General features: G+C 67.0%; 7 protein-coding genes. 5 read left to right on the forward strand and 2 right to left on the reverse strand.

From position 1 onward, the window contains the following. Positions 1-655 (reverse strand): MFS transporter (locus Q8Q77_RS12325; protein ID WP_305583874.1); only part of this gene is annotated, 655 nt, incomplete at its 3' end. A gap of 109 nt (positions 656-764) precedes the next feature. Here Q8Q77_RS12325 and Q8Q77_RS12330 point away from each other — a divergent pair. The 4 genes from Q8Q77_RS12330 to Q8Q77_RS12345 all read left to right on the forward strand — a co-directional run bounded on the left by Q8Q77_RS12330 (position 765) and on the right by Q8Q77_RS12345 (position 3760). Then, positions 765-1400 carry a glutathione S-transferase family protein gene (locus tag Q8Q77_RS12330; RefSeq protein ID WP_305583875.1) on the forward strand — a complete coding sequence of 212 codons (636 nt, stop codon included), beginning with the start codon at positions 765-767 and terminating at the stop codon, positions 1398-1400. Further along, positions 1397-2176 (forward strand): M48 family metallopeptidase, encoded by a 780-nt coding sequence (locus Q8Q77_RS12335; RefSeq protein ID WP_305583876.1) that lies wholly within the window; start codon positions 1397-1399, stop codon positions 2174-2176. The genes Q8Q77_RS12330 and Q8Q77_RS12335 overlap by 4 nt, the downstream gene beginning before the upstream one ends. A 79-nt stretch (positions 2177-2255) precedes the next feature. Continuing rightward, a complete protein-coding gene (locus Q8Q77_RS12340; RefSeq protein ID WP_305583877.1) occupies positions 2256-3050 on the forward strand; it encodes an SDR family oxidoreductase in 795 nt (264 codons plus the stop codon). Positions 3051-3082: 32 nt separating this feature from the next. After that, complete coding sequence (locus Q8Q77_RS12345; protein WP_305583878.1) at positions 3083-3760, forward strand: glutathione S-transferase family protein; 678 nt, start codon at positions 3083-3085, stop codon at positions 3758-3760. On the opposite strand, the gene Q8Q77_RS12350 is transcribed toward Q8Q77_RS12345, so the two are convergent. Further along, complete coding sequence (locus Q8Q77_RS12350) at positions 3757-3948, reverse strand: hypothetical protein (protein WP_305583879.1); 192 nt, start codon at positions 3946-3948, stop codon at positions 3757-3759. The two genes, Q8Q77_RS12345 and Q8Q77_RS12350, sit on opposite strands and share 4 nt — an antisense overlap. Before the next feature lie 263 nt (positions 3949-4211). On the opposite strand from Q8Q77_RS12350, the gene Q8Q77_RS12355 reads away from it, so the two are divergent. Then, positions 4212-5516, forward strand: coding sequence for a tyrosine-type recombinase/integrase (locus tag Q8Q77_RS12355; RefSeq protein ID WP_305583880.1), 1305 nt, complete (start codon positions 4212-4214; stop codon positions 5514-5516). The last annotated feature ends 924 nt before the right edge of the window (positions 5517-6440 follow it).

A 6440-nucleotide genomic window follows, 5' to 3' on the forward strand; every position in this document is an offset into this window, starting at 1 on the left:
TGTGCGCGGCCAGGATCTTGCGCGGCTCCTTGAGGGTGAACCAGCAGAGCAGGGCGAAGAGGATGCCCGGCAGGCCGGCCACCAGGAAGGCGGCGCGCCAGCCATAGGCGTCGGCCACCAGCCCGCCCAAGACCAGGCCCAGCAGGCCGCCCAGCGGCGTGCCCATGGAATAGAAGGCCAGGGCCGCCCCCCCCAAAACCAACGGCACGTAATCCGCGATCAGACAGTGGGCGGGCGGAGTGCAGCCGGCCTCGCCCACGCCCACGCCGAAGCGGCAGAGGACCAGGGTGACGAAGCTGTTGGCCTGGCCCGACAGGGCTGTGAAGCCCGACCAGACCGCCACGGCCGTGCCGATGATGATGGGGCGGTTCTTGCGCTCGGCCAGGCGGGCGATGGGGATGCCCAGCACGGTGTAGAAGATGGCGAAGGCCAGGCCGCTCATCAGGCCGAGTTGCCAGTCGGCGAGGTGGAGTTCGTTCTTGATCGGCTCGGCCAGAATATTGATCACGGCGCGATCGAGGAAATTGACGATGTAGATGCCCAGCAGCAGGAACATCGCGTAGCGCGTATAGGCCGGGGAGAACGGCGCGGCGCTGATCGTGGACGTAGCGGGGGTAATAATCGGTTCGGCCGACGGTGCGGCGGTCTCGGTCATGAAAGCGTTTCCTCGGAAATGACGAACTGAAATTCTTATTGTTGAAGCCACTGTAGCCGATCGCCCCCCTCATTGGGCAATAGGCTGACCCTAAGGAAATGGAGCAGCCATGGAACTCGTTATCGGAACCAAGCGGTGGTCGACCTGGTCGCTGCGCCCGTGGTTGGCGCTGAAGAAGACCGGGGCGCCGTTCACCGAGACCCTGATCGGCCTGCGCCAGGAGCATAACCAGACCGAGGCCGAGATCCTGCCGCACTCGCCCTCCGGGCTGGTGCCGGCGCTGAAGGACGGAGACCTGGTGGTCTGGGACTCGCTGGCGATCTGCGAATATCTGGCCGAGCGCTTCCCCCAGGCGGGGCTGTGGCCGGCCGATCCGACCCTGCGCGCCCTGGCGCGGGCGGCCGCCAGCGAGATGCATTCCGGCTTCCAGTCCCTGCGCGGCGAGTGCCCCATGGCCCTGGACGCGGCGCCCCACGTGGCGAACCTGACGGAGGCCACCCAGAAGAACATCCACCGGATCGCGGCCCTTTGGTCGGAGTTGCTGGCGCGCTCGGGCGGGCCGTTCCTGTGCGGGGAGTGGGGGATCGTGGACGCGTTCTACACCCCGGTGGCGACGCGGCTCCGGACCTATGGCGTGCACCTGAGCGACTACGGCGATGACGGACGCTGCGGCGCCTATATGAGCCGGCTGCTGGCGACGCCGGACTTCCGGGAATGGGAAGCCGCGGCCAAGGCGGGCGAATGAACTGCGCCTGCGCCACCCGACGCGGCATGCTGGCGGGGCTGGCCTGCGGCGTGTTGGTCGCGGGCTGTTCGGAGAACGCGGCCACCGGGCGCCGCCAGTTCGCGCCGGTGCCCGACGATCAGCTCACCCTGATGGCCGACCAGGCCTGGGCGCAGGTGCGGGCCCAGGCGCCGGTCCTGGCCGATCCAGCGGCGCAGGCGCGCCTGGCGCGGGTGGGGAGCAAGCTCGCCAAGGCCAGCGGCCGCGACGATCTGGCCTGGGAGTTCACGGTGTTCGACCGGCCGGAGATCAACGCCTTCGTCCTGCCCAACGGCAAGGTCGCGACCTTCCGCGGCCTGATGGAGTTCGTGAAGGACGACGACGAGCTGGGCGCGGTGATCGGCCATGAGATCGGCCACATCATCGCCCGCCATCCCGCCGAGCGGGTCAGCCAGCAACTGGCGATGGAGGTGGGGGTCGGCCTGGTCCAGGTGCTGCTGGCCAACGGCGAATACGCCGAACACGCAGGCGACATCGCCGGCGCCCTGGGCATGGGGGCCACCTATGGGGTGATCCTGCCCTTTTCGCGCAAGCACGAGCTGGAGGCCGACAGGGTCGGGCTGGACCTCATGCAGGAGGCCGGGATGGACCCCGCCGGCGCGCTGCGGTTCTTCGGGCGGCTGGCGGAGACCTCCGCCAGCCGCCCGCAGCCGCCGGAGGTGCTGTCGACCCATCCGGCTGACGCCGCGCGGCTGGAGGCCCTGCGCGAGGCGGTGGCCGCGCTGCCCAAGGGATAGGGATAGGCCGACGTGGGGTCAGCCTTCCTCTCCCAGGGTGGCGGGGTCTAGGGTCCTTCCAACAAAGGGAGAAGACACCATGACTCAGGACACCCAACTGGCGGGCAAGACCGCTTTCGTCGCCGGCGGCTCCAGCGGCATCAATCTGGGGATCGCCAAGCGGTTCGCCGCGGCAGGCGCGAATGTCGTCCTGATCAGCCGCAGCCCGGAGAAGATCGAGGCCGCGGCCAAGGAGGTCTCCACCTTCGGCAAGCCGGCCATCGGCATCGCCGCCGACGTGCGCGACTACGCCGCCGTGGAGGCCGCGCTGAAGCGCACCTTCGACGAACACGGACCCATCGATATCGTGCTGTCGGGCGCGGCCGGGAATTTCGTGGCCCCGGCGCTGGGGATGAGCGCCAACGGCTTCAAGACCGTGGTCGACATCGACCTGATCGGCACGTTCAACGTGCTGCGCGCCTCGTTCGAGTTCCTGCGCCGGCCCGGCGCCTCGCTGATCTCGATCACCGCAGGGCAGGCCGAGCGGGCCAGCCTGTTCCAGGCCCATGTCTGCGCCGCCAAGGCCGGGATCAACATGCTGACCAAGTGCCTGGCCCTGGAGTGGGGACCGGCCGGGGTGCGGGTCAACGCCATCTCGCCCGGACCCATCGCCGACACCGAGGGCATGGCGCGGCTGGCGACCACGGCGGAGGCCGAGGCGCGGGTGAAGGAGCGTAACCCCTTGCGCCGCTATGGCACCAAGGACGAGATCGCCGACATGGCGCTGTTCCTGTCGTCCGACCAGGCCCGCTACGTCAACGGAGCCATCGTGCCGGTGGACGGCGGCAGCGGCGTCGGCGATGCTACGGGCAACGCCCTGGCCAATTACGCCTGAGGCGCTGACGCCTTTTCAGGGAAGCATTTGAAATGAAGCTCTATTCGGGGGACTTGAGCCCCTATTCCGCCAAGGTGCGGATGCAGATCTACGCCAAGGGGATTTCCGATATCGAGATCGAGCTGCCGCCGGGCTTCCTGACCGGGGAGTTCCACAAGGTCTCGCCGCTGGCCCGCATCCCGGTGCTGGACCTGGGCGGGGATGTGATCCCCGAGTCCGAGGTGATCAGCGAATATATCGAGGAGATCCACCCGCAGCCGCGCCTGCTGGGGGCGAGCCCGCGGGAGACCGCGGCCATCCGAACCGTCTCAAGAATCGCCGACATCTATCTGATGAACAACATGTTCATGCTGGCCGGCCAGGCGCGGAAGTCGACCCGTGACCAGGCGGTGGTGGACCTGCTGAGCGGCCAGGTGATCCGCGGCCTCAAGGCCCTGGAGCACTATATCGGGACCGACGGGTTCGCCGTGTCGGGGCGCCTGACCCTGGCCGACTGCACCCTGGCGCCGGCCCTGTTCCTGGTGGAGAACGTGATCCCGACGGTGGGGGTGGAGAACCCCATTCCCGCCTCGCCCAAGGTCGCCGCTTACTGGGCCGCGATCCAGGCCAACGAGCATGCCGCGCGCACTCTGGTGGAGCTGCATCGCGGACTGGAGGAGCGCCGCGCCCTGATCGCCCGCATGGCGGCCAAGGCCAAGGAAACCGCCTAGGCGCGGCCGACGACGGCGCGCAGGCGCTGGGCCGGAGGCTGGGCGAAGACCTGGATGGCGGCGGACTGGGCCTGCGGCTGCGTGGGCGCCAGGCCGCCGGCCACCAGCTGGCCGTCGATGTCGAACACCCTCCAGCGCCAGTCGTTGTCGGCCTGATCGATGGCGTAGGCCAGCATCGTCTCGCCCATGGTTCCCTCGCGACCGCCGCGGGTCCCGTGCCAGAACGGGACCTCAGGCGCGGGACGCAGCAAGCGCCGGGCCGGGTAGCCTTGGCGTGGGCGGACGGCTATGGATCGGACACGGTCAGCGGGCGTGGCGGAACTGGTAGACGCACCGGACTTGAAATCACCCTAGGGGTGAATTGGCGCTCAAAAAACCTAGCAAAATCAGCATATTGAGTCAAGCTCGCGCTCTTGATACAACTTACACATGTCTTACATCCGTGGAAGCCATGGACGAGCACAATCACACGTTGATGGATGGCCGGCTCCACCTGTACCGGCGCGAGCACAGCCGGTTCTGGCAATGCTCCACCTATCTCGGCGGCCGGAACCACCGGCAGAGCACTCACGAGGAGAGTCTGGTCCTCGCGAAGGAATTCGCCCGGGATTGGTACATGGAGCGCTACACCGACGAGCGGCGTCGGCGGCGTGGCCTGCCGCCTTACGGCGTCGATCCGGTTGCTTCTCAGACCGTCGTTCAACCGGCGGCCGCAGCGCCGGAGGTGCTCACCGATCGCCGCCGCCGGCCCGTCGCGTACGGGCCGACCTTCAAGCAGGCGGCCGACGCCTTTCTGCGGGAAGCGGCGGTTGTCACCGCCGGCGAGCGCAGCGACTACTACATGACGCAAAAGGAACAGCAGGTGCGGGTCCACCTGATGCCCTTCTTCGGCGGCACGGCGCTGTCGGAGGTGACGGCGGGCCTGGTCCAGGAGTACCGGGTCCACCGCGCGACGACGAACCGCGACCGGCGAACCAACGAACCGAAACGCCCAGCGCGCAACACGCTGCACGGCGAGATCGTCACCCTGCGCCAGATCCTGAAGACCGCGAACCGGAAGGGTTGGCTCGTGGCGCTACCCGACATGTCGGCGCCCTACAAGAAGTCAGGGAAGGTGAGCCACCGGGCCTGGTTCTCGCCCGAGGAGTACAAGCGCCTCTACCAAGCTTCCCGCGACCGGGCGAAGAACCCGAAGAAGGAGCGGTGGCGCACCGCCGCCGAGAACCTCCACGACTACATCCTCTTGATGGTCAACACGGGCCTGCGTCCAGACGAGGTGCTGGGCCTGGAGTATCGAGACGTCGCCATCGTCACCGATGATGCGACGGACGAACGCATCCTCGAGATCAAGGTCCGCGGGAAGCGAGGGGTGGGCTACTGCAAGAGCATGCCGGGCGCCGTCATGCCGTTCCGACGGTTGAAGGACCGCAACAAGGGCCAGCCGACAGACCGGCTGTTCCCCAGCTTCCAGCGGGAACTCTTCAACACGCTGCTCAAGGAGTTGGATCTCCGGGAGGACAGGGAAGGGCAGCGGCGCACGGCCTACAGCCTGCGCCACACCTACATCTGCCTGCGGCTGATGGAAGGCGCCGATATCTATCAGATCGCCAAGAACTGCCGGACCAGCGTGGAGATGATCCAGACCTTCTACGCCTCTCACATCGCCTCGACGCTCGACGCGGCGGCGATCAATGTGCGCAAGCCCAAGCCGGCCAAACGGCCGGCCAGACAGGAGGCGGCGGACGCCGCCTTATAAGGCCGCCTTGGCGGTCTCTTCCGGGCTGGCTATACAGCCAGCACGGCAGAAGCGGGCGTGGCGGAACTGGTAGACGCAACGGACTTAAGCCGAACGATTGAGTGCGCCGGGGGAAATCCCGGACGTAGAACCGCTCAAATTCGGGGAACCCTGTCAGATGGCGATCCCGAGCCAAGCCCCATCCTGGGGAAGGTGTAGAGACTAGACGGGCGGCGCCTAAGGCTTCTCAGGCTATGGCGAAGGGATAGTCCAGACCACGAACGGCTCCGTCACGATCGGCGCCGGCGGCCAAAGCCGAAGTGGTAAGAAAATCCGTAGGGCCGAGAGGCTCGTGCCGGTTCGATTCCGGCCGCCCGCACCATAAGTTCAATGGCTGTTTGGGGCTCGTCTGAGACCTTCTGAAGGTCTGCTTCCGGACAAGAGACTGAGCTTGGCCATGTGAACCCGTAGTATCAGCGTGCATAGCGTCGGCGGCCGTTCATCCAGGTTTCCGACACGGCGATCGCGGCGATGCGGGCCGGCTCCACCACTCTGGGGTCTCCCCTCGGGACGCTTTCGCTCCTTGAGCGATCGTGCGCCGGACGTCGTCGGCGAGAATAGCCGCCAGCTTCGGCCGCGGCGCCATCGGTTCGGCCGCAAAACTGATCGGTGCGGTGTAGACGGTACGGGCTCAATGCCTGAGTGCCGGTGAGCCTCGCCCCGGTTCTTACTCGTCCGCCAAACGAGCGGAGTCATCGCATTAGGCGGAAGCACTTCCTTAGCTCGTTCACGAAGAGTACAGGTTGCTCAAATGCCGCGAAGTGCCCGCCTCTCTCAGGTTGGTTCCAATAGACGATGTTGTTGAAGATGCGCTCCGCCCAGTGTCGCGGGGGTCTGCTAAGCTCCTTCGGGAAGATGCTCGCCCCAGTGGGCAAGTGCACTTCG

It is taken from the genome of Phenylobacterium sp. (genome assembly GCF_030698145.1).
GTDB lineage: Bacteria > Pseudomonadota > Alphaproteobacteria > Caulobacterales > Caulobacteraceae > Phenylobacterium.

Coding starts and splice junctions, on each gene's coding strand:
- Q8Q77_RS12355 (WP_305583880.1), top strand. CDS start 4,212: ATGGACGAGCACAATCACACGTTGATGGATGGCCGGCTCCACCTGTAC.
- Q8Q77_RS12330 (WP_305583875.1), top strand. CDS start 765: ATGGAACTCGTTATCGGAACCAAGCGGTGGTCGACCTGGTCGCTGCGC.
- Q8Q77_RS12335 (WP_305583876.1), top strand. CDS start 1,397: ATGAACTGCGCCTGCGCCACCCGACGCGGCATGCTGGCGGGGCTGGCC.
- Q8Q77_RS12350 (WP_305583879.1), bottom strand. CDS start 3,948: ATGGGCGAGACGATGCTGGCCTACGCCATCGATCAGGCCGACAACGAC.
- Q8Q77_RS12340 (WP_305583877.1), top strand. CDS start 2,256: ATGACTCAGGACACCCAACTGGCGGGCAAGACCGCTTTCGTCGCCGGC.
- Q8Q77_RS12345 (WP_305583878.1), top strand. CDS start 3,083: ATGAAGCTCTATTCGGGGGACTTGAGCCCCTATTCCGCCAAGGTGCGG.